The organism is Bdellovibrio sp. MYbb2 (assembly GCF_056175685.1).
Map to the genome: position 1 here is coordinate 1,527,624 of NZ_JBJKJI010000001.1, position 20,523 is coordinate 1,548,146.

General features: G+C 51.2%; 18 protein-coding genes. 15 read left to right on the top strand and 3 right to left on the bottom strand.

What is annotated here, in order from left to right; translation table 11 throughout:
• Nucleotides 1–7 precede the first annotated feature (7 nt).
• A complete protein-coding gene (locus AC04MQ_RS07325; protein ID WP_011165391.1) occupies nt 8–625 on the bottom strand; it encodes a hypothetical protein in 618 nt (205 codons plus the stop codon).
• A 75-nt stretch (nt 626–700) separates the two neighbouring features.
• Between AC04MQ_RS07325 and AC04MQ_RS07330 the strand changes: the two genes are divergently transcribed.
• From AC04MQ_RS07330 to AC04MQ_RS07345, 4 genes are read left to right on the top strand one after another with little or no spacing between them, the layout of a single operon-like run.
• Nucleotides 701–1,600, top strand: a complete 900-nt coding sequence (locus AC04MQ_RS07330) for a tetratricopeptide repeat protein (protein ID WP_235046147.1) — start codon at nt 701–703, stop codon at nt 1,598–1,600.
• Nucleotides 1,600–2,184 (top strand): hypothetical protein, encoded by a 585-nt coding sequence (locus tag AC04MQ_RS07335; protein ID WP_015092046.1) that lies wholly within the window; start codon nt 1,600–1,602, stop codon nt 2,182–2,184. The genes AC04MQ_RS07330 and AC04MQ_RS07335 overlap by 1 nt, the downstream gene beginning before the upstream one ends.
• Nucleotides 2,184–3,161, top strand: a complete 978-nt coding sequence (locus tag AC04MQ_RS07340) for a hypothetical protein (RefSeq protein ID WP_475391732.1) — start codon at nt 2,184–2,186, stop codon at nt 3,159–3,161. The genes AC04MQ_RS07335 and AC04MQ_RS07340 overlap by 1 nt, the downstream gene beginning before the upstream one ends.
• The gene (locus AC04MQ_RS07345; RefSeq protein ID WP_015092044.1) at nt 3,158–4,891 is read left to right on the top strand and encodes a FliG C-terminal domain-containing protein; all 1,734 of its coding nucleotides are present in this window, start codon (nt 3,158–3,160) and stop codon (nt 4,889–4,891) included. Before AC04MQ_RS07340 ends, AC04MQ_RS07345 begins: the two co-directional genes overlap by 4 nt.
• Here the strand turns inward: AC04MQ_RS07345 and AC04MQ_RS07350 are convergent.
• Nucleotides 4,888–6,639 (bottom strand): SpoIIE family protein phosphatase, encoded by a 1,752-nt coding sequence (locus AC04MQ_RS07350; RefSeq protein ID WP_041577928.1) that lies wholly within the window; start codon nt 6,637–6,639, stop codon nt 4,888–4,890. The two genes, AC04MQ_RS07345 and AC04MQ_RS07350, sit on opposite strands and share 4 nt — an antisense overlap.
• A gap of 106 nt (nt 6,640–6,745) precedes the next feature.
• Nucleotides 6,746–7,135, bottom strand: coding sequence for an Lcl C-terminal domain-containing protein (locus AC04MQ_RS07355; RefSeq protein WP_015092042.1), 390 nt, complete (start codon nt 7,133–7,135; stop codon nt 6,746–6,748).
• A 184-nt stretch (nt 7,136–7,319) separates the two neighbouring features.
• Here AC04MQ_RS07355 and AC04MQ_RS07360 point away from each other — a divergent pair, with 184 nt between their 5' ends.
• From AC04MQ_RS07360 to purH, 11 genes are all read left to right on the top strand, one after another.
• Complete coding sequence (locus AC04MQ_RS07360) at nt 7,320–8,000, top strand: L,D-transpeptidase (RefSeq protein ID WP_015092041.1); 681 nt, start codon at nt 7,320–7,322, stop codon at nt 7,998–8,000.
• A 78-nt stretch (nt 8,001–8,078) separates the two neighbouring features.
• The gene (locus AC04MQ_RS07365; RefSeq protein ID WP_148278858.1) at nt 8,079–8,441 is read left to right on the top strand and encodes a hypothetical protein; all 363 of its coding nucleotides are present in this window, start codon (nt 8,079–8,081) and stop codon (nt 8,439–8,441) included.
• A 3-nt stretch (nt 8,442–8,444) separates the two neighbouring features.
• Complete coding sequence (locus AC04MQ_RS07370; protein WP_475391736.1) at nt 8,445–9,905, top strand: hypothetical protein; 1,461 nt, start codon at nt 8,445–8,447, stop codon at nt 9,903–9,905.
• 306 nt (nt 9,906–10,211) lie between these two features.
• Complete coding sequence (gene purF, locus AC04MQ_RS07375; RefSeq protein WP_015092037.1) at nt 10,212–11,651, top strand: amidophosphoribosyltransferase; 1,440 nt, start codon at nt 10,212–10,214, stop codon at nt 11,649–11,651.
• Entirely contained in the window at nt 11,648–12,361 is a 714-nt protein-coding gene (locus tag AC04MQ_RS07380; RefSeq protein WP_475391738.1) for an AIR carboxylase family protein, read from the top strand. Before purF ends, AC04MQ_RS07380 begins: the two co-directional genes overlap by 4 nt.
• On the top strand, nt 12,358–13,392 hold the full coding sequence (locus AC04MQ_RS07385; RefSeq protein ID WP_475391740.1) for a phosphoribosylaminoimidazolesuccinocarboxamide synthase: 1,035 nt from the start codon (nt 12,358–12,360) through the stop codon (nt 13,390–13,392). The genes AC04MQ_RS07380 and AC04MQ_RS07385 overlap by 4 nt, the downstream gene beginning before the upstream one ends.
• Complete coding sequence (purD, locus tag AC04MQ_RS07390) at nt 13,389–14,627, top strand: phosphoribosylamine--glycine ligase (protein WP_475391742.1); 1,239 nt, start codon at nt 13,389–13,391, stop codon at nt 14,625–14,627. The genes AC04MQ_RS07385 and purD overlap by 4 nt, the downstream gene beginning before the upstream one ends.
• Nucleotides 14,624–15,235 carry a phosphoribosylglycinamide formyltransferase gene (purN, locus tag AC04MQ_RS07395; RefSeq protein WP_015092033.1) on the top strand — a complete coding sequence of 204 codons (612 nt, stop codon included), beginning with the start codon at nt 14,624–14,626 and terminating at the stop codon, nt 15,233–15,235. The genes purD and purN overlap by 4 nt, the downstream gene beginning before the upstream one ends.
• 2 nt (nt 15,236–15,237) lie before the next feature.
• Nucleotides 15,238–18,267: a phosphoribosylformylglycinamidine synthase subunit PurL gene (locus tag AC04MQ_RS07400; RefSeq protein WP_475391744.1), complete on the top strand. Its 3,030-nt coding sequence runs from the start codon at nt 15,238–15,240 to the stop codon at nt 18,265–18,267.
• Nucleotides 18,251–18,997, top strand: a complete 747-nt coding sequence (locus AC04MQ_RS07405) for a phosphoribosylformylglycinamidine synthase subunit PurQ (RefSeq protein ID WP_015092031.1) — start codon at nt 18,251–18,253, stop codon at nt 18,995–18,997. Before AC04MQ_RS07400 ends, AC04MQ_RS07405 begins: the two co-directional genes overlap by 17 nt.
• A complete protein-coding gene (purH, locus tag AC04MQ_RS07410) occupies nt 18,994–20,517 on the top strand; it encodes a bifunctional phosphoribosylaminoimidazolecarboxamide formyltransferase/IMP cyclohydrolase (protein ID WP_015092030.1) in 1,524 nt (507 codons plus the stop codon). Before AC04MQ_RS07405 ends, purH begins: the two co-directional genes overlap by 4 nt.
• Nucleotides 20,518–20,523: the final 6 nt, after the last annotated feature.

Below are 20,523 nucleotides of genomic sequence, written 5' to 3' on the forward strand. Positions count from 1 at the left end.
TTTATTTTTAGTAATAGGAAGTTGTGAAGGAAATCCCCAGACCCAGACCTGAGTAGCTGAACTTCGTACTGCCGTCTCCGCCGCTGGCTTCGCGCGTGGAGATCTCAACTGCAATCAGGGCATTGGGACGAAGCGGGTACTCGTAACCCACACCCAGCATGAATTCATACAAAAGAGCACTGAAAGAAAAACCATCACCGGCATTTGGTGTGGATTCTTTTTTATTCAAGTTGAAGTTCACGGGAGTGAAACTGGCGAAGGTGAAGAAGCCGGGCTTGGATTTCTGCACCAGCGTGTCGTCCGGCGTCGTTTCGTAAGAAGCCGGCAAACCCTTCAGATAGTAATAGCCCGTTAGTCCGATACCGGAAATAGGGGTGAAGCCGTAATTACTTGAGAAATCCATAATATAATGGATTCCCATACGGGAATTGATGGATGGGAAGTTCCACAGAACCATCGGCTGGAGCGTTAACATGGACCCTAAGGGCTCTTCGTTAACCTGTTCACCAGCGGATACAGTCGTACTGAACATGGACATCTTCGCGCGGATAACCGGCGCTTGAAATTCCGCATTCGCAAGATGGGGAACAGTTAGGAATAGGACTAAGGTTAGTAAGCTCTTCATAAAGTTGTTAATTTACGAGCTTACCTAGAAAATGTAAGAAGTCAACAGACCCCGAATCTAGGATGGATGGTGGTAATGAAAATCTTAACTACGAGGCAACTTGGATTGTTGTCTGTAACTCTGGTGCCAGTGTTGCTTTCTGCATGCGCAGGTAAGTATTCAATCAAGTCCTATCCCAACGGCGCCAAGGTTTACATCAAGGACGTGCAAAGCCAGGAGAAAAAACTTCTGGGCATCGCGCCTCTTCAGGTGAAAGAGGAATCAAAGCTTGGTGATGTGTTCTTCCTGATCTTTGAAAAGCAGAACTATCGCACCAAAGAAGTCATGGTCAAAGTCAACGAAGGGGAAAGCCTTGCGGTGGCAACTCGTATGGACCCTTTGTCTGACGAGGAAAAAAAGGCGGAAGAGCTGGCTCAGAACGAGGATCAGAAAAAGAACGATCCACAAAAACCAAAGCCAGAAGACAAAGACAAAAAACCTGAAGACAAGCGAATGGAAGAGCTGCTGGCAGAAATGCAGGAGCTTAAACTTCGTGTGGCACTTCTGGAAAATACATCCTCGTTCTACAAAGATGCGTTGTTCTCGCCACGTCTTTCCGGCGGTATGCCGACAGCAGAGCGTGATCGCACGGACCGCGTGGTTGGTTTTGTCTTCCAGGGTCAGCAGCTGATTGTAAAAGGGCAGTATGAAAAAGCTCTGGTTGAAATCGACAAAGCTTTGCAGCTGGATGAATACTCCAACAATGCATGGCTGTTGAAAGGTTCCATCAAGTACCTGCAGAAGGACTTTGAAGGCGCGAAAATCGCCTGGGAACGCTGCTTGAAAATCGATCCATATAACAAAGTGGCTTATCAGTATCTGTCTGACGTCTATCAGCGTCTGGGAATGGCTCCGTTGCCAAAAACAGGGGCTGAAATGCGCTATCCGGCTTCCAACGTGGAAATCGAAAAGCGTAACGAAAACAGGGTTCGCTGATGAAGTTTCTTGGGGCGCTGATCTTTCTATTTTTGTACGTTCCGGCTCATGCTGCTCTGACATCTGATTGGGATGTCAGCATGGGCATGACTTCGTTGAAGTATCAGTTCCCCAGTGCTGGCGTTGACAAGTCCATCGAATCTTCCACCACCATGGAAGTGAACTATTCGATTAACAATCCGGCATTGAACTCGGCCCTGACCTTGTCCTTCATGGAAATGGCCGGCGGCGGGGGCAAGCAGCTTCCGTTCACACGTATCGCTTTGGGCGGTCGTTACTATATGTTCGGTGTTAACGGAACGCGTGTGGTGGTGGACAGTTCTTCGGAAGCAAAAATCTGGCGTCCGACTCCTTTTATTGCCGCCAACCTGGGTTTGAGCAATCTGGCGGTGGATGATTTTAATGCGTCTTTGATTGATTTGACCATCCGGGGCGGCGTTGAAATTCCGGTGATGTCTGATTTGCTGCTGATCGGGCAGGTGTCCATGGGCTCCAGTCTGACAGCTCCATCCTCAGAGGATGAAAACGTCAAATATAGCTTTATGACTCTTTTTGCGGGTCTTCGTTTTGTGGGGTTTGACTGATGTCTAATAAAAACACTAACAAAAAACGTGTGATCGTGGGGGCTGTGCTGGTTGTCGGTGCAGCTTTGGGCTATGCGGGCTATCTGCAAAGCAAGAAACCACAGGCTCGTCAGGCGGGAATTCGCTCTGGCCAGGGAACCTGGGATGAACTTAAAAAATCCCACTCAATGACTGTGAACACGCATCTTTCCTCTAAAGTTGGACAAGCGTGGAAAAAGCATGACTTCGCAGCCTTGATGGCGTCGTTTGGAACAGAGCGCACCATGAAGGAAAACAAAGAGTTCTTCCAAGCCAGTATCTATGTGCTGGATGTTTCCAATATTCAGTGGAAGCCTGAAGAAAAGAAGGACGTGCAGGCTCTGCAGTCCAAAATCGTGAATTTCCTGACCGAAACCAACAAGGGTGTTGTGGGGGATGTGGCCCAGACTCACAGCTTTGCAGCCAAAACACTGCTGCGATTGGGAACTCCGGCGGGGGAAGATCTGAAAGCGATTGAAAACTTCCACAAATCCAATCGCGATGCTTTCCGTCGTGAAATTGTGGCGGATGTGCTGATTCAGACCGAACCACTAAGCAGTGAAGGCCGGGCTTTGCTTGGTAAAATGCTGCTTTCCAAAACTGAAGTGAATGAAGGCCTGCAGATGCTGGCCCGTGTGCGTGACGGTCAGGCCCGCAAAGAGCTGTTGAACCGTGTCTATAAAAACTATGCGAATTATCCGGCGGCAATGAAGCCGTTTGTATACAAGCAACTGGTTCTGAATCACACCCTGATTCAGGGCGACCTGAAAAAGCATCTGGCGGAAGCTGCCAAGAGCAAGGATGAAGTCTGGGAAGACAGCTTCCTTGTGGCTGTTCAGGAACTGAACGTGGTGAGTGAGTTCACCGCAGATATCCAAAGAATCGAAAAGCAGTCTCAGTATCCGCACCTTAAAATGCTGGCAGGTGCCATTCTCGCGAAAGATAAAGGGATCAAATGATGAAACGTTTTTCTGCACTTCTTCTGTCATTGATGTTTTCTCAGGTGTCCTTCGCCCAGTACATTGAAGAGATCGGATCTCTTGAAACAGTGTACGAAGCCCGCGCACGCAGTGTCTTGAACACGATTTTGCGTCCGACGGATTACACTCTGGTTGTGGCCATTGAAATGGACCGCGATGAAAAGAAGCTGAAAGAGTTCCATGACGAAATGGATGTTCAGTATCTGCCAGGCATGCCTTTGATGGGGGATGCTCCAACGTTGGGTAAAGCCACCAATAAACTTCACGAGATGAAGTCCAAAACTGACATTTCTGTGGTTTTATCCCGCAATGTGAATCCCGAGACTGAAAAGATCATTAAAGAGCTTTTGACGTCCAAATTGCATCTGGATGCGACGGCGGGTGACTCTGTTACAGTGAAGCGCATTGAGCTTCCGGCAGATCCTCCAAAGGCCGAGCCAAAACCGGATATTCTGCCAGAGCTGACCTGGAAGATGTGGACGCTGATTGTGATCATGTCTTTGCTGGCTTTGTCCGGCCTGATGTTCTGGGCTTGGAGACGTGGCCGTGCGCAGGATCCTCGTAAGGAACTAAAAGAAAACCACGAATACAAACACACTGAAAAAGACCAGGAAGGTGAAGAAAAGCCGGAAGAAGTTGCTGTTGCAGCAACAGAACCAGCGCCTGCCGCCGTGGTGGAGCCGGAGTTCAATATGGACGCCGTGAAACAGCACATTCTGGCGATCGCGGCTCAGTACCCTCAACTGGCATCCCGTGCGGTGACCGAGTTCACTTTAAACGAATCTGCGGGTGATGCGTCGCTTTTGATGGAGTTCCTGGGCTGGGACACTTCCAAGCGTGTGTTCACGGATGTGCCGGCGATGGCCTGGGCCCGTCTGGGTAAAGCAGTGAAAGAGCGTGAAGGCAACACCACGAAGTCTGCGACTGAAACTGCGGTTCGCAATGTTTATAAAGCGATTCTGGCGGCTTACGTTGAGCACGAGATGTCCTCGGATGAAACAAATCCATTCTCATTCGTGCTGAAAATGCGAGAAGAAGAACGTCAGCAGATCCTGGACAAAGAAACGCCAGCCAACATCGCGGTTCTTTGCCTGCATTCCCCAGCGGAAGTGACAGCAGGGATTGTGGGTTCATTGGATGCTGAAAAGCGTGTGAAGGTTCTGGCTGAAATTTCCCGCGTGGAAAAACTGCCGCACAATGTGGTGCAGGCCGTGATTTCATCCTTCAACCAAAAACTGACCGAGATGCGCATGCGTCCGGAGCCAAAAATTGAAGGTGCATCTGTTCTGGCGAAAGTCATCCGTGGCATGTCTCCGGAAGAAGAGATGGACTTGTTGGCATTGTTTGCCAATGACAATCCGGAAGAGCTGGAGCGTCTGCGTCGTGTGATCCTGACCTTCGATGACCTGAAACTGGTTCCTTCTGACATTCTGTCCGAGGTTCTGAACGGGTACGAAGTGGATTCCCTGTATGCAGCTTTGTTCAAGACTCATACGGCCTTCTACAACCGCATCCTTGCGACATTGCCTGAAAGAAAAGCGATGATCGTTGAAAGAGACCTGACTGACATGGTCGCAATCCCGCAAAGAAAGAAAACTGCGGAAGTGCGCCGTGATATCTGTCAGCAAGTTGAAAAAGTGATGTACAGCCGCTCTCTAAGAGTTGGCGATCTGGTGGACGGCACCGTTCGTGCCGTTCGTTCTGTCTAAGTCTGTTTTATATACAGCCCGAGGAATGTGATGTCGTCGGGCTGCTCTTGATTCTCAATATACTCCACAATCTGTTTTTGCATGATATCGTGAAGACTCTTTGAAGAACCGCGGTTGGTGCAATCCACGGCGGTTTTGATCACGGTTCGTTCTCCATAAGCAGTTCCGGTTCCGTTGACCGCATCAATCAATCCGTCAGTATAAGCGAAGAATACTCCGCCCGGCATTAATGGCACGGTGGCGGTGTGGAACTTCGATTCACGGCTTTCCCCAAGACGTTTGGAGTTGGCTTCAGTTAAAAATACCAGATCGTTCTTTTTGATCTTTTTGCCTTCAGGCGGCTGGGGGCTGATCATCGGAAAGTCATGACTGGCATTGGAATAAGTCAGTGTGCCTGCGTCCCGGTCGTAAAGAGCGGCAAAGGCTGTCATCATCTTTTCACCCTTGGCAAGGTCACACAGAACCTGATTCATCATGCTAAGCACCTTCGAAGGGTCCCACATGTTTTCAGCCATGGATAAAGACAAGACGGAGCGGGCCGCGGCAGTGATCAGGGCCGCGGGAACTCCGTGGCCGGTGGCATCAGCGATAAATACGAACAGTCGTTTGTCGTCATTGAAATGGAACCAAAGATCCCCACCGCACTCGGAAGCCGGCTGATAAAACCCCTTCAGGGTGAAGTGATCCGTGTCGACTTTGGGTTTTGGCAGCAGAACTGTTTGGACCTCTTTGGCGGTTTCAAGTTCGGCTTCCATTCGGGCCTTTTCCTCGGTCTGGCGTAGCAGGCCTTGGATCTTTTCAAGCATCGAATTGAAGACCTTGGCCATGCGGCCCACTTCATCGTTGGATTTCAACTGGATAGGCTTGGATTGGCCGGTAGATGCGAACAACGACATGCCTCCGGCCAGAACAGAAATACTCTGGGTCAGGGAATCCACGCTGAAGAAGGTGGCGATCAATCCCAGCACAATAATCAGGGCGGAAGCCAGCAGGGTTTTATTCATCGTCTGCTGCAGAACCGAATAGATCTGGCCTTTATCGAAGGCCTGGAACATATAAGCCTGCAACTGAGGAAGCCAGGTGTAAGAAATCAGATAGTCATTACCGTTCAGACGGATTTCACGCACACTGCTGCCCTGGCCGGTCAGCTGGGAGGTAATAGGGGAATGGATATCAGAGGCATTGGTCAGGCCGATAGGAACTTTCCACTGCTTCTTTTGTGGATGCCAGAAACCCAGGTTTTTTTTCTGATTGGCGTCTTTCAGTCCGTCAAAGGTCAGCTGACCGTAAATCAGCAAATCCCCTTTGCGGTAGTACACGATCATGTTCTCGGGTCTGTCCAGATTGACGTCGGTTTGCACTTTGCCTTCAGGCATCTTTTGCAGATATTGCAATTGCGCCGGCGGCAGGCTTGGGGATTCACTCAAAGCATCCAGGAATGTGGCATTGCCTTCGATGTTGCGATAGATCTGAATATTGCCCCAGCCCTGTTGCAAAGCGGCCGTTTTGATTTGCGGACTGAATACAGCTCCGTCAAAAAAGAGCAGTGCGGTCTGAAGGCGTTCCATGACTTTGCCAGAGCCTTCATCGATAACTTCCGTGGCATCCTGGATTCGCTCCATCGCGGAGGAATATAGATAAGATCGCTTGTCATCGAGGAAAGAGGTGCGGTTGATCCAAAAGATCGTGGCCGACGACAGAAGCAGCAACAAAGATGTAATCACTAGAAACTTAATCTTGATGGACATGGCTTCTATTTATCGGCGGATATCCCCTCGGAGTTAATGAGGAAGCATCGACGCGACTGGACCTAGGGCGGGCATTGTGGAAGCAAAACAGTTCCGTCCCGATAGCCTAACGAACACAGCGAACGACGGCGGCATTGCCATATCCACCATAGCCCCATGATCCATCCAGCAGACTCATGATGATATAGGTGTCCAGTTCCTGCGTGAAAGGGGTGCGGGACCAGTTGTAGTTCTGAGAAGTTGAAAGCCCCACAAAGTGACTGAGCTCTTCAGCCGTTGGAAGCCACCAGCCGGCATACTGGTCACCTCCGCAGGCGCTGCCGTCGGACTTCAGATCACACACCGAAATCAGCGTACGGCAGTAGTTCATTCCTTGAGCAATCGTCATTGGATCCGGAGTTTCAGGGGAGGCCATGGAGGGTTCGGCTTTGGCACCCATAACAAACAGCAAAACCGTCAACAAAGCACAGGACGCGATGAAAAGTGTATTTTTCATGGGGACCTCCACTGCTATCTACGTTGAACGCAAATTCATGCAAAGGGAATTTTCTTTCGCGATAACTTTCAATCGACATTCCAGCTTTTTGACGAATGAAAGTCCTGTGTCAGAAAGCCCCATATCGTGTCGGGAATTTTCATTGTGATCTGGGGTAACATAAATAAAAAAACCGGGAGGCCCTGTGAAATCCTTCATTCTTTCATTTGTATTGTTTCTGTCTGTGAATGCGCTGGCCGAAACCGAATCGTTGGATGACCTTATGACACCGGATGAAATTGCCGCGGAAGCGGGCTTTCCGCGCACGGAAATGAACACGGAAGTTTTAAGTCTGCGGGATTTTGATTCTGTCGAGTCACTGAATGTGACCCGGGAATTTCCAATAGTTCTGATCGCCAATAAAAGTGCCGGTGGTTACGAGGCGCAGACGATGCGGGTGATTCAGAACGGGGGGCACACTCACACCTGGAAGATTTCAACGGGGAGGGAGCAGTGGGAAACCGCAAAAAGCGGGCGGCAATACTTCACCACAACGCCGCCGGGATGGTTCTATCCTTATTCGATTGTGCGCAATCACTATTCTCAAACTTGGCAAACCAATATGGAATTCAGCGTCTTCTTTAACGGCGGGGTTGCCCTGCATGCCGCAAATTCCGCGCACAATTATCAACTGGGCCGCCGCGCTTCCGGTGGATGTGTCCGCCTGCATCGCGATAATGCAAAGTACATCTACGAACGCATCGTGCAGGAAGGAAAAGGTCTGGTTCCCGTTATTCGACCCAACGGAGCTGTGGCCCGGGACTGGCGGGGGAATGTGATCCGCGCAGTGAAGTATCGCACGCTGATTGTCGTTGAGGGCTATTAACCATAAAAGCTCCCGGTTCAAAAGCTTTCTTGACCATCGTCGGGTGCAAAGCGGGGGCTTACCTAATAAACTGAAACAATGAGATATTTCCTGCTCGTTTTCTTTATGTCTGCTTCCTGTTTTGCGAACGAAGTCATTCTGGACCGCACCAATAAAATGGGCGTCCGTAAGATTGATATTTTGAAAAGGGACAAAGGCACTTATACCTTTGATGGCAAGTCGTTGGGAAAAACGCTTCCACCCAAAGTGGCCGAAGCCTGGAAGCAGGTTGAAAGAGGCCCGGCTTCCGCGGGAAAGCAGCGCTGCCATGCCGGAACTTATATCTACACTAACAGAGTCTCTAAAAAAGAAACCCGCACAGAGGGATGTGCCGAAGGGGCCGCTTACGGTCGCTTCGTGCAGCATATTGAAGACATCCGCACTCATGCGCGAGGAAAATAATTTATGAAGTCCATTTTGTTCGTTGCGATGACGTTTTCTTCACTCACAGCTTCTGCGCAGGAAGCGGTCAGTCCTCACATGCGGGAAACCATCAACAAGATTTCCCAAATGCGCGAGACCTTGAAAATCTCAGCGGATCGCAGCGGGGCCTGTGAGACACCGCAGTCACCAACTTGTACCTTTGAAGGCTATTGCGGGAAGCTGGCGGGAAAAGCCCAGGATTTTTATCTGTATCAGGACAGCGAAGGCCGTCAGGTTCCAAATATGGCAATGGTTGGCAATCTGAGTTTTGCCGAACATTGCGCGAAAGGCACCTTCCCGCAAAGCGCCGTGCAGGATCCCTTTGTCTATGCCAATCAATTTATGGATGAAGCCGCGGCCGGCGGCAAGGAACAGCTTCAGCGCAACAAAGAACGTCTGAAGAAAGAAACGGCCCGCACCCTGAAGATTGTTGAAGACGCCCGCAATCACGTTGTCAAAGCTCTGGAAGCGCAGAAGACTTCCGCCAACGGCAAGCAGATCGACAACATGATCGCCCGGGTGAAGGCCATCAAATATCGGGCGGCAAAAACTGACGGCCGGTACATGGATCTGGTGGCTGACGGGTGTGAATCACCGAATGCCTATTATTCCTCTGAAGAAAACACGATCACGGTGTGCCCGCAGATGATGAATTTGCCGGAAGCGTCGCTGTTTGCAACCCTGGCCCACGAGTTCGGTCACGGGATTGATCCTTGTGCCATGGAAATGGATTTCGGCAAAGAGGGGGCGAAACTGCCGGACTTTATGAGTCTGGTGGTGAAGCCCAATCAACCGACAGTCAATGCCGCGGTCAGAATGGCCCAGAATCCGTTTAAAAATGTGATCAGCTGTCTGCAGTCTCCGCAGTCCATTGAAGTCAGCATTCCCACGAAGGATGCTTTGCTTCGCGAGATCAATGAATTTGAAGACGGCCTGAAAGCTGAAGTCGGCGACGAAATCGATGAGGAAACCGGCGAAACGAAAGCGACCGATGCCACGGATGCCCGCTTTGAGGATTCCCGTCAGAATATTGAAAAGAACTACGAGCGCTACAAGTATTGCAGTGAAATCACCGGAACAGGTCATATTCAGGAAGCTTTCTCTGACTGGATTTCGGCTCAGGCATTGACGTCAAAAATTTCTGGTATTCAGGATTCTGCCAAGGCTAAGGAATACGCTTTTGGATCACAGACCATGTTCTATGGGACTGCATGCGCAGAGGTGACAGAGGCGGTCGACAGAAAGATGGATCAATTTGTGGAGTCATGCCCTCAGTTGGAGGAAATCCGCGCGTATATGGAAGATATGAAGCATTCGGATGGTCATTCCAGTCACCCGGATGCAAATCGTCGTATCAATCGTATCTATTACGCCAAGCCCGAGTTGCAAAAGGCTCTGGGTTGCGATGGTGCCAGTAATGATGCTCAAGAGTGTAAGCCTTGATTATGGCAAGATGTGTTGAATTGTCAGGATTCTGTCAGGGGTCTTGACGAAACTCTGTCACGGTCGCTAGCGTTGGTTGCATTCCACCCAATCAGCGTAAAGAGAGACCATGACACATCAAGTGTTTTTGAGACATTCTTCGCCACCTAGGCCCCCATCGAAGGGACCCTCTTCGGGAGAGAAATCCCGTTTGAACACCCTCGGTGTGTCTTTGCACCCGAACTGCCAGCAGAAAAAATCAAATATCAATATTAAAGTAAACGGCGTCCCAGTGACGCCGTTTTTGTTTTTTAAAGGGGTCGCTCCATGTGTGGCGTTGTAGGACTCATCGGTGAAGATCAGGCTGGAGAAAAGCTGTACCCGGCATTGTTCGCTCTTCAGCACCGCGGGCAGGATGCGGCGGGGATTCTGAGTTATGATTTTGAACGCTCGCAGTTTCATCTGGAAAAGGATCTGGGACTGGTGGAAGACGTCTTCACCACCGAACGCCGCAAGCGCCTGAAGGGCACCATGGCCCTGGGGCACACACGTTATTCCACTATCGGCAGCGTTGATAAAGAGGACCTGCAGCCCATCTTCTTAAGCTATCCCTATGGCATCGGCATGATTCATAACGGGAATGTCACGAACTATGACGAAATCGTGGATTATCTGCGCAATCGAAAACTAAGGTGGACCTTTTCGCGCAACGATCTGGAAATCCTGATGCACATGGTGGCGGTGGGGCTGTCTTCACGCAAAGACAACCCGGATCTTCCGGCCAGCCTGGCCGAGGCCGTGAAAGAGCTTCTGCAAACTGTGCAAGGGGCTTATAGCTCTATTGGTATGCTGGCCGATCAGGGCATGTTTGCCTTCAGTGATATGAATGGCATACGGCCTTTGCTGATCGGGCGCCAGAAAAAGGGCGATAAGTACAATTACTGTTTTGCCTCTGAAAAACAGGTTTTCTTCGGACTGGGTTATGAGTACTGGCGTGATCTGCGCCCAGGCGAGCTGGTCTTTGTCGACAAGGATCGCAATCTGCATTCTTTTGTCTTAAGTGAAAAGAAACCGCGCCCGTGCATGTTTGAATGGATTTATTTTGCCGGTTCTGAAACCGAGTGGCACGGCCGTCCGGTTTATGAAGTGCGCCTGAAGCTGGGTGAAATCCTGGCGGAAGAGTGCCGCAAAAAAGGGCTGGATATCGATGTCGTGGCTCCGGTACCGGACACTTCCCGGGCGGCGGCCTGCCGATTGGCGGAAGTGCTGGAAAAACCCTACCGCGAAGTTCTGATCAAAAACCGCTATGTGCAAAGAAGCTTTATCGTCAACGAACCTGAGGTTCGCAAAATGATGGTGAATCTGAAACTTTCCCCAGTGCAAAGCGAGATCAAAGGTAAAAAAATCCTGCTGGTGGATGACAGCATCGTGCGCGGGACCACTTCCGCCCGCATTATCCGACTGCTTCGTGATGCCGGGGCGGAAAAGGTCTATCTGGCCAGCACCTGTCCGCCGATCCGTCATCCTTGTTTCTATGGCATTGATTTCCCGGATGGAGAATCGCTGGTGGCGCACAAGCGCAGCGAAGCGGAAGTGGAAAAGGTTCTGGAGGTGGACGGTCTGGTCTTCCTTCCGCTGAACCGACTGCAAGAGGGCCTGGGCCTTAAGAATCTTTGCAGTGCTTGTCTTGATGGTGATTATCCCGTTCCGGTTTCAACTGAAAACTTTTTGAAGACCCGGAACATCAATTTAGGTGGTGAACTATGAAAATTCAGGTTCTTTTTGGCAGTGCGAATGATGAGCGTGTGTACGGTCCGTTGTGCCGTTCCCTTGAAAAATGCGGCGATGTGAAAATGGAAGTGGCTTCGGCCCACCGTGATCCCGCCCGAGTCCACGAGGTTGTAAAGAACTGCGGTGCGGATGCTTTTGTTGCCGGTGCGGGCCTGGCAGCCCACCTTCCGGGTGTGGTGGCTTCTTTAACAGACAAGCCGGTCTTTGGCGTGGCGGTGAACGGGGCTTTTGCTGGCCTTGATGCCTTCTTGTCGATTGTTCAGATGCCCCGTGGAATTCCCGTGGCTGCAGTGACTGAAGAAAATGCCAGCGCCATCGGAGACTTCATTGTTCGTCTGGCGAAAGTTCCAAAAGACCGCCTGTGTCTGCACTGGAACCGCAGTCTTGAAAGCTATTCTCCAATTCAAAAAGCTCTGGATGAAATCCAGACCCAAACGGGTCTGCAGATTGAATGGACGGCGGCTCAGGCCGAAACCTGTCTGGGTGAAATCGTCAGTCCCTGGGAGCTTCCGCACACGCAAGGGTTGAATCTGTTCCTGTGTGAAAAAGAACAACTGGCCAGCTCTAATCTGGCGTTGGACTTCTATGCCAAAGCCCGCCATGGCGGATTCTGGGTGGGGGCCAACAACGTGACTAATTTCGTGAATCAATGGAACAAGCTGAAAGCATTGGGAGCAGGCCGATGAATCTGATCTATCGCGGTTCCGTAAAGGACCTTTATCAGAACAACGACAAAATTGTTTTTGAATACAGCAATCGCTATTCCATTTTTGACTGGGGCGAGATGCCCGATGAAATCCCGCAAAAAGGCGAAGCTTTGGCGGCGATGGCCTCGATGTTCTTTGAGCATCTTTCGGCGAAGGGTTTTTCTTCGCACTATCTGTCCGGTCGTTCGCGCACTTCCATTGAAGTGCAGCCGGTGAACGTGTTGCGCCCAGAATGGAAGGGTGAAGATTATGATTATTCCATGTATGCCTGTCGCCCGACCCAGTGTCTGGTGCCGCTGGAAGTGATCTTCCGTCGTCATCTGGGACAGGGGAATTCTTTGGAAGGACGTCTGAAAAAGAACCCCGCATATCTTGCGGATCTGGAGCTGACCCGGATGCCAACGTCTGCTGACAGCTTTATGCCAGCCCTGGTGGAGGTTTCAACAAAACTTGAAACCACAGATCGCTACCTGTCCAAGGCTGATGTGGCGGCCATGAACGTGGTGAACGACTTTGAATACGCGGCCTTGCGCAAAAACACCCAGGATGTGGCGGCCGAGCTTGAAAAGCTTTTTGCAAGCTTCGGAGTCAAATTATGGGACGGGAAGCTTGAGTTCGCCTTTACCCATGAAAACAACGGTCAGCGCGGACTGGTGCTGGTGGATTCCATCGGGCCGGATGAATTGCGTCTGACTTATGAAGGTCTGCCTCTTTCAAAAGAATTCTTGCGTCAGATCTACACAGGTTCAGAGTGGAGCGAAGCGGTTAAAAAAGCCAAAAAGTTGGCCAAGGAAAGAAAAACCCAAGACTGGAAATCCATCTGCGAGAATGAACTGGGTCAGAAGCCCGCAGCATTGAATGCAGAACAGATCCAGGTCAGTTCATGGCTGTACCTGGCTTTGGCCAACGAGATCGCCGCTGTCCTTAACAAACCCCGTCCTTTTGACGAAAACATCAACTTGAAATTCTGGCATCAAAAGGCTTTGTCTTTGCTGGAGAACAAAGCATGAAACTGGTCGTCGTCGGAAAAGGCGGGCGCGAGCACGCCTTGGCGCAAAAACTGAAAAGCTCTTCCCTGGTGACCGACCTGTGGGTGGCCCCGGGAAATCCCGGAATGCAGCAAGCAGGTATTACTTGCGTGAACTGTGAAAGTCCGGAAGCCATAGAAACCTTCTGTGTCGAAAACAGTGTTTCTTTGGTGGTGGTGGGTCCGGAGTCTTTGATTTTGTCTGACCTGAAGCTGCGCCTGCAAAAACGCGGCATTGCCTGCTTTGCACCGTCCATGGAAGTGGCTCAGCTGGAATCATCCAAACTTTTCTGTAAAGGGGTGCTGAAGGATGCAGGCGTTAGAACCGCCGCTTGTCAGGTCAGCTACTCGGAAGAACAGGCTTTGCTCGCAGTGGGAAAGCATGACTTTAAAAGCCCCCTGGTGGTGAAGGCCGATGGCCTGGCTCAAGGCAAGGGTGTTTGGGTTTGCAACAGCTGGGACATGGCTGAAGAGGCTGTGCGCACGCTGGGGCGTCATTTTGGTTTTCCTCTGCTGCTTGAACAGTGTCTGATCGGGCAAGAACTTTCCGCCTTTGCTTTGTGTGATGGCGAAGACTTTGTGATTCTGGGCACGGCTTGTGATTATAAGCGCGTGTCATCCGATCCTTTCAGTGCCAACACCGGTGGCATGGGCGCTTACAGCCCTTGTGATTTTGTGACCGAAGCGGATGAAGCTGAGATCCGCCGTATTTTCTCTAAAACCCTGAAAAGCCTGCGTGACAAGCGCCTGCCGTATCAGGGCTTCCTGTTTGCAGGCTTGATGAAAACAAGCGAAGGGATTTACGTTCTGGAATACAACGTGCGCATGGGGGATCCTGAAACTCAGGCGCTGCTGCCTCGTCTGAAAACCGATCTTGCAGGCCTGATCATGAAGGCTGTGACTCATCAGTTGAAAAATGAAGTGTGTGAGCTGGCTGCCGAGTCTTCTGTTCACGTCGTGGCAACCAGTGAAGGTTATCCGGGGTCCCCGATGAAATTGGGAAATCCCATCACCGCCAAGATGCCATCTGCTCCGGATCGTCATTTGTACTTTGCCGGAGTCAGCCGTATCAATGATCAACTGGTCAATGTCGGTGGACGGGTGCTGGGAATCACTGCCCTGGGTTCAACCCGGGAAGAGGCTCGTGAAAAGGTCTATCAGGAAATGCAGGCCGTGAATTTTGACGGCATGTACCTGCGACAGGATATCGGGCTATGAATAAAATCAGGATTGCGATTCTGGCCTCTGGAACCGGTTCAAATGCCGAAGCCCTGATGAAAAAGGCGCAGTCCCTGAATTCTGCCGAAGTCACCTTTGTCCTTTCTGACAAAGCCGGGGCGGGTGTTTTGGAAAAGGCTAAAAATTTTTCTGTGCGCCATTTTGTGGTGGCAAAACAAAGCGACCGCCGCGAACACGAGCAGCGCGTGTTAAACCTGCTGCGTGAATACCGCATCGACTGGGTCTTTCTGGCAGGTTACATGCGCCTGCTAAGTCCAGAGTTTCTTCAGACCTTCAATGGCTGGCATGGCGGGAATTCACAGGTGGTGAATATTCATCCTTCGCTGTTGCCCGCTTACCCGGGGGTTGATTCCATCCGTCGCGCTTTCGAAGACCGTGTGGAGGAAAGTGGCGTGACCCTGCATCTGGTGGACGAGGGCATGGACACCGGCCCGCAACTGATGCAGTCGCGATTGCCTTTGGAAGCCGGTGAAAGTCTTGCCGACTGGTCCGTGCGTTTTCATAAGCTGGAACATCAAACTTACACTCAATTTCTGGAACTTGTGGCTTTGGGGCAGATCCCCACAAGCCCTTTTAAGGAGACTTAAAGATGCAAAGAATATCTGTGCGCAGCCGCTATGATCACAGCACCGAAAAAGCTCTTAAATCCGCGTTGTCGCTGGAAGCCCCGGTGAACGAACTGCAACTGCGTCGCGTGTACTGGCTGCTTGAAAAGAAACCCGGCGCGGCCAAAGAGTTCCCTCTTCAAGCTGTCATGGATAAAGTCTTCTTTGATCCCATATCGGAAGCTCAGCAAACTGGCTTCTTGGATTATCAGGACGGTAAAACCTATGTTGAGATCCGCTTTCTGGCCGGAGTTACCGACAACATAGCCCGCACCGCGACCGAAGCTTTGATGCTGTTTTCTGCGCAACATAATTCTTCCTGGCAGGAGTTCCCTTTGGAAGTCCACAGTGGGTGGGAAATGGAAATCAGCGGGGATATTTCCAAAGAGCAAATCCAAAAGGTTCTGTTCCAGAATCTGGCCAATCCACTTTTAAACAAACTGGAAATCCAGACGGGCGCGGCCCTTAAACAAGAAAATTCATGGGCAGCCTATTCGAACTTTTGGAAGGCTTCTGAACACACACCGCAGTTGCAGCTTTTGAATTTGGACGTTGAAACCCTTCAGCGCATCAACAACGAACGTGGACTGGCTCTCAGTGGTGAAGAGATTCAAACCATTCTGACTCATTTCAGTTCCCCGGAAGTCGCTGCCGAGCGAGCTTCTTACGGCTGGCATGGCAAGATCACCGAAGTCGAGCTGGAGTGTCTGGCGCAAACCTGGAGTGAGCACTGCAAGCATAAGATCTTTGCTGCTGAAGTGGATTATTCCGAAGTTTCTGGCGATTTCCCGGCCCTGGGTGACAGGAAAATTACCAGCCTTTATAAAAGCTATATTCAGAAAGCCACCAAAGATCTGGATGACTGTGGTTATCTGGTTTCTGTTTTTAAAGACAATGCAGGCATTGTCGACTTTGATTCAAAATTAAATGTGTGTGTTAAAGTCGAAACACACAACAGCCCGTCGGCGCTGGATCCTTTCGGCGGCGCTTTGACGGGCATCTTAGGGGTTCATCGCGATATCTTGGGTTGCGGATTGGGTGCAAAGCCCGTCGCCAACACGGATGTGTTCTGTCTTTCCACCCCGAACCTGTTCCCGGAAGCAGATTCCCCGCAAAGACCCGAGCTGTTGAAAGATCCTGGTGTGATCTTCCGTGGGGTTCATCAGGGGGTTGAAGAGGGCGGCAATCAAAGCGGCATTCCGACTGTCAACGGGGCCTTCTGTTTTTCCAGCGAATTTGCGGCGAAGCCTTTGATCTTTGTGGGTTCTGTCGGCGTGATGCCAAAGACGGTTCATGGCCGCGCCAGTGAATCCAAAGAAATCCGCGCAGGCGATTTGATTGTGGTGGCCGGTGGCCGCCTTGGAAAAGACGGCGTGCATGGTGCGACTTTCAGCTCGTTGGCGTTGCATGACAATGTGGCTTCCAACGTCGTACAAATCGGCGACAGTATCACGCAAAAGCGTCTGTTGGACTTCACACTGAAAGCCCGTGACAACGGCTGGATTCAAGCCATCACCGACAACGGAGCCGGCGGTGTCAGTTCGTCAATTGGAGAAATGGCCCAGTATTCCGGCGGCGCGCGAATGGATCTTGGCTTGCATCCGGTAAAATATTCGGGGCTTGAATACTGGGAAATGCTGGTCAGCGAATCCCAGGAGCGTATGTCTTACGCCGTCAGCCCGAATCACCTGATGGATTTTATGAATCTGGCCCGTCACATGGGTGTTGAGGCGTTTGTACTGGGTGAATTCACCGATTCTGGATTCTTTGACATCTTCCATGGCAAAGAGCCCTTGGCAAAACTGCAGTTGGAATTCCTGCATGATGGTCTGAGCCGCATGAAGCTGAAAGCTCACTTCGACGGACCGAAACAATATCAGGAATACTTCCGCGCAGAAGGTAAAATACCACTGGCGAGCAACGATCTTGCCGTGGCACTTAAAAAAGTTCTGGCCAATCCCAACGTGGCTTCACGTGAACCATTGGTTCGTTATTATGACCACGAAGTTCAAGGGGCCACGCGCGTAAAACCTTACGGTGGCAAAACCCAGTCCGGAGCCAACGATGCCGGTGTGCTGGATCTGTCAGTGCATGGGGGCGATGACAACAACGCCGTGGCAGTTTCAAACGGACTGTGCCCGCAGTTTTCCTGGTACGACACTTATTTGATGGCACAAAAAGCGGTGGATGAATCCGTGCGCAATCTGGTGGCGACCGGAGCGGACCCTGCGAAGATGGCCTTGGTCGATAACTTCTGCTGGCCGGATCCGACTCCAAAAGCAAGCAATCCCGATGCGGCCCACAAAATGGCGCAACTGGTGCGTGCGTGTGCGGGGCTTTACGATGCGGCTGTGGCTTACCGCGCTCCATTTGTCAGCGGTAAAGACAGTATGAAAAACGACTTTATCGGAAAAACCAAGGGCGGGGACACCGTGAAGATTTCCGTACCACCGACCTTGCTGGTGACGGCGGTGGCGCAGGTGCCGGATGCGACGAAAACGGCACCCGGATTCTTCCAGACGGCCGGGGATCTGATTTATCTTTTGGGCACGCCGACACAAAGTCTTTATGCTTCAGTTCTTTCCCAGGAGTTCACCGTGCAGGAATCTGCACCCGAATATCCGGATCTTGCCCGCAACAAGGATCTTTATGGCCGTATCTATGCGGCCCATCAGAAAACGCTTTTGCAGTCCTGCCATGACATTTCCGACGGGGGCTTGATGACCGCCTTGGCGGAAAGCGGCTTTGGCAACAATCTGGGAATGAAGCTGAATCTGGAATCATTCAGTTGGAATGAACTGTGGTCTGAAACGGGCTCCTTGTTTGTGGTCAGTGTGAAGCCTGCTGACAAGTCTCAGTTTGAAGAACTGTTCACCAGTCAGCAAAGACTGTTGGGTGAAGTTCAGGAAAATCCTGTGATGAGCTGGCAGCATCAGGGGGCCACTCAAAACACCGCTTTGTCCGAATTGCAAAAAATCTGGTCTGAAGGAGTTCTGAATGTCTATCAAGCCTAAGTTTTTGGTTTTGTGGGGTGATGGAATCAACTGTGAAAATGAAACAGCCAGAGCCGTTTCGCTGGCCGGAGGTGAAGCGGATAAAGTCCACGTCAATGACCTTCTGGCAAACCCGGGGCTGCTGAATGAATACCAGGCTCTGGTGATTCCCGGTGGTTTTTCCTTTGGTGATCATCTGGGCAGCGGGCAAGTGCTGGCCCTGAAACTTGAAATGAATCTGAAAAATGAATTGCAGCAGTTTGTGAAAACCCGCCCAGTGCTGGGCATCTGCAATGGCTTTCAGACGCTGATCAAACTGGGCCTGTTGCCGGACGCTGACTTTCAGCGCAGCTGTGCCCTGGTGAAAAACGAGCAGGGTCATTTTATTGACCGCTGGATTGAAGTGGAAAGAAATGAAAAGTCCCCCTGTATCTGGACGCGCGATCTTCCCGCAAGATTCGCCTTGCCGATTCGTCACGGGGAAGGCCGCTTCGTTTGTCGCGATGAAAGCCTGCTGCAGCGTCTGCTGACCCAGCATCAGGCTGTGCTTCGTTACACTGAAGACGTCAATGGTGCTCAGGCACAGATCGCGGGCGTCTGTGATCCGTCGGGTCTGGTGTTTGCGCTGATGCCGCATCCCGAGGCAGCCGTGCATGACTGGCACCTGCCTTATAAAGGCGAAGCCTGGGGTTTGGAGTTTTTCAAAAGTGCTGTGAATTATTTGAATCAGGAAATGGGGGTGACTGTATGAATCCAATCCGCAGAGCTCTGTTGAGCGTCTCTGATAAAACCGGTTTGCTGGAGCTTGCTAAAAATCTTGCAGCTCAGAACGTCGAGCTGATTGCCAGCGGCGGCACCGCCAAGGCATTGACCGACGCCGGCTTCAAAGTCACCGCAGTGGAAACCTTGAGCGGCAAAGGCGAAGCCTTCAACGGCCGCATGAAAACCATCAGCTTTGAAATTGCCTCAAGCCTGCTGTTCCGTCGTCAGGATGAAAATGACGTGCGCCAAGCGGTTGAGCTGGGGATTGAACCCATTGATCTGGTGGTGGTGAATCTTTATCCTTTCCACGCGACCCTGCAAAAACAGGCGGGGTTTGAAGAATGCATTGAAAACATCGACATCGGGGGCCCGACGCTGCTTCGTGCCGGGGCAAAGAACTTTCAGTCCGTCACAGTTCTGTGTGAACCGTCCCAGTACGGTGAGTTCTTAAAAGAATTCAACGGCAATAGCGGCGCAACCACCTGGGAGTTCCGTCAAAAATGTGCCGCTTCTGTTTACACTATGACCGCTTTTTATGACATGGCCATCGCCGGATTCCTGACGCAAAAATCCGGGGCTGCTCTAAGATACGGTGAAAACCCGCATCAAAAGGCCGTCGTTCTGAAAGATCCGTTTGCTGACGGTCTGGCCCACGCCAAATCCCTGCAAGGCAAAGAAATGTCCTACAATAATTATCTGGATGCCGACTTTGCGCTTAAGACTTTGCAGGATGTGCATTCCTGGCAAGGTGAAAAAGCCCTGCCAGCCGCTGTGGTTGTGAAACATAACACGCCTTGCGGAATGGCTGTGGCCGAAACTCCGTTGCGTGCTTTGGAAAAAGCCTGGAAAGGGGACGAGAAAAGTTCTTTCGGCGGCATCATCGCCCTGAACATTCCAGTGACGGAAGACATCGCCGCGTTCTTTGCCGAAAAGTTTGTCGAAGTGATTCTGGCGCCGTCCTTCACCGAGGGCGCTCGCGAAAAGCTGAAAAAGAACTGCCGCGTGATGGAAGTTTCATTAACGCCAAATCCGTCGATGCAAGTACGCTCTATCGAGGGCGGACTGCTGCTGCAGGATGCCGATGGCTTTGATTTAAGCCATATGAAAACTGTCACCCAAAAGCAAGTCAGTCCGGAACAACAGCGTCTGGCGGCCTTTGCCATGCTGGCGGTGAAGAACCTGAAAAGCAATGCCATTGCTCTTTGCCGTCAGGACGGTCCCGAGTTTGAGCTTCTGACCATGGGTTCAGGTCAAACCAACCGCATCGACTGCATCGAAAAACTGATCACCTCGCGCCTGGCTGACAAGGGCATCGCCGATCTTGCCAGCGTGGTACTGGCTTCAGACGCGTTTTTCCCATTTGCAGACTCTGTTCAGGTTTCTGCAAAGCTGGGGGTCAAAACCATCATTCAACCCGGCGGATCCGTGAAGGATCCGGAAGTGATCGCCGAAGCCGATCGCCTGGGTGTAGCCATGATCTTTACCGGCCGCCGCCATTTTTTACACTAGGAGACT